2 protein-coding genes are annotated in these 1,592 nt (G+C 73.6%); both read left to right on the plus strand.

The annotated features are described in order from the left end of the window. A partial coding sequence (locus tag FV222_RS25470; protein WP_147815951.1) for a response regulator occupies positions 1 to 1,078 on the plus strand: 1,078 nt, incomplete at its 5' end. 17 nt (positions 1,079 to 1,095) lie between these two features. After that, positions 1,096 to 1,592 (plus strand): response regulator (locus tag FV222_RS25475; protein ID WP_246685661.1); only part of this gene is annotated, 497 nt, incomplete at its 3' end.

Raw genomic sequence — 1,592 nt, forward strand, 5'->3', positions numbered from 1 at the left:
GCTCCGGCCCGAGGACCCGGCCGACGCGCAGACGCTCCTGGCCCTGGTGTTCGAGCCGGGCTTCTCGACCGCCGGCGCGGTGGACGCCCTGTCCGGTCGCGGCTTCGGCCTCTCGGTGGTCGCCGACGCCGCCCGCGCGCTGCAGGGCGTCGTCCGGCTCGAAGCCCGCGAGCCCTGGGGCAGCGTCCTCACGATCGCCGCACCGCTCTCGGCGGCACGCCGCGCGATGCTCCTCGTCGAGGCGGGCGGGGCGACCTATGCGCTGCCCGGAGCCGCGGTGGAGCGCCTGCTGCGACTCCACCAGTCCACCCTGCCCCGGGCGATGGGCCGCCCGGTGCTGCGGGTCCCGAACCCCTCCGGTACCGAGGAGACCTTCCCGATCGTCGCGCTGGGTGAGATCCTCGGCGGCGGCGCGTCCGCGAGCCCGCACCTCACCGCGATCCTGGTGCGGGCCGGCGGGCGCCGGTTCGCGCTGTCCGTCGACGCGCTCCGCGACGTACGCACGCTCCTCGTGCTGCCGGCCCCGCCGGTCGGCGGTGATTCCGGCCTCGTCGCCGGCACCGTCGTGCTGCCCGGCGACGTGCCGGCCCTGGTGCTCGATCCCGACGGGCTCGCCGTCCGGGCGGGCCTCGTCGGCGCGGTGGCGTCGCCGGTCGACTCCGCCGCAGGACCCGGCGGAACGTTGGGGGAGGCGCCACGTTCGAAACACCGCGCGACCATTCTCGTCGTCGATGACTCGATCACCACCCGCACCTTGGAGAAGGGCATCTTGGAAGCCGCCGGCTATCGCGTGGTCGTGTGCGTCGACGGGCAGGACGCCCTCGACCGCCTGCACGCCGACATCGAGGTCTTCGACCTCGTGCTCGCCGACGTGGAGATGCCGCGGCTCGACGGCTTCGGCCTGCTCGGCGCGATCCGTGCCGAGAGCCGGTTCGCACGCCTGCCGGTGGTGCTGATGACCTCGCGCGGCGACGCGGCTGACGTCGCCCGAGGCCTCGATCTCGGCGCCGACGCCTACCTGACCAAGCAGAAGTTCGACCAGCGCCAGCTCCTCGACACGATCGGGCAGCTGCTGTGAGCGATCCGGTCCGCGTCATGCTCGTCGAGGACAGCTTGGTGGTGCGCGAGCTGCTGCGCCACATCCTCTCGCGCGATCCGCGCCTGGCCTGCGTCGCCGCCGTCGCGTCGGGGGAGGAGGCCCTGTCCGCGATCGACAGCGTCCGGCCCGACGTGATCTCGATGGACATCCGGCTGCCCGGCATCGACGGGCTGGAGACCACCCGTCGCATCATGTCCGAGCACCCGACGCCGATCGTGGTGATCGCCGACGCGGTCGAGGATTCCTCGCTGCGCATCTCGATGAACGCCCTGCGGGCCGGCGCGCTCTCGGTGGTCGAGAAGCCGGTGGCGACGACCCATGCCGGCTATGACGCGGTGGCCGGCGAGATCTGCACGCAACTGCGCATCATGGCGCAGGTCCCGGTGATCCGCCGCCGCCCGATCGGCACCGAATGGCTCGGGCGCAGCCCGGCGACGGCGATACTCGCGTCCGCGGCGTCCCTGCCGCCGACGGTGCTGGCGATCGCCGCCTC

It is taken from the genome of Methylobacterium sp. WL103 (genome assembly GCF_008039885.1).
Taxonomy (GTDB): domain Bacteria; phylum Pseudomonadota; class Alphaproteobacteria; order Rhizobiales; family Beijerinckiaceae; genus Methylobacterium; species Methylobacterium cerastii.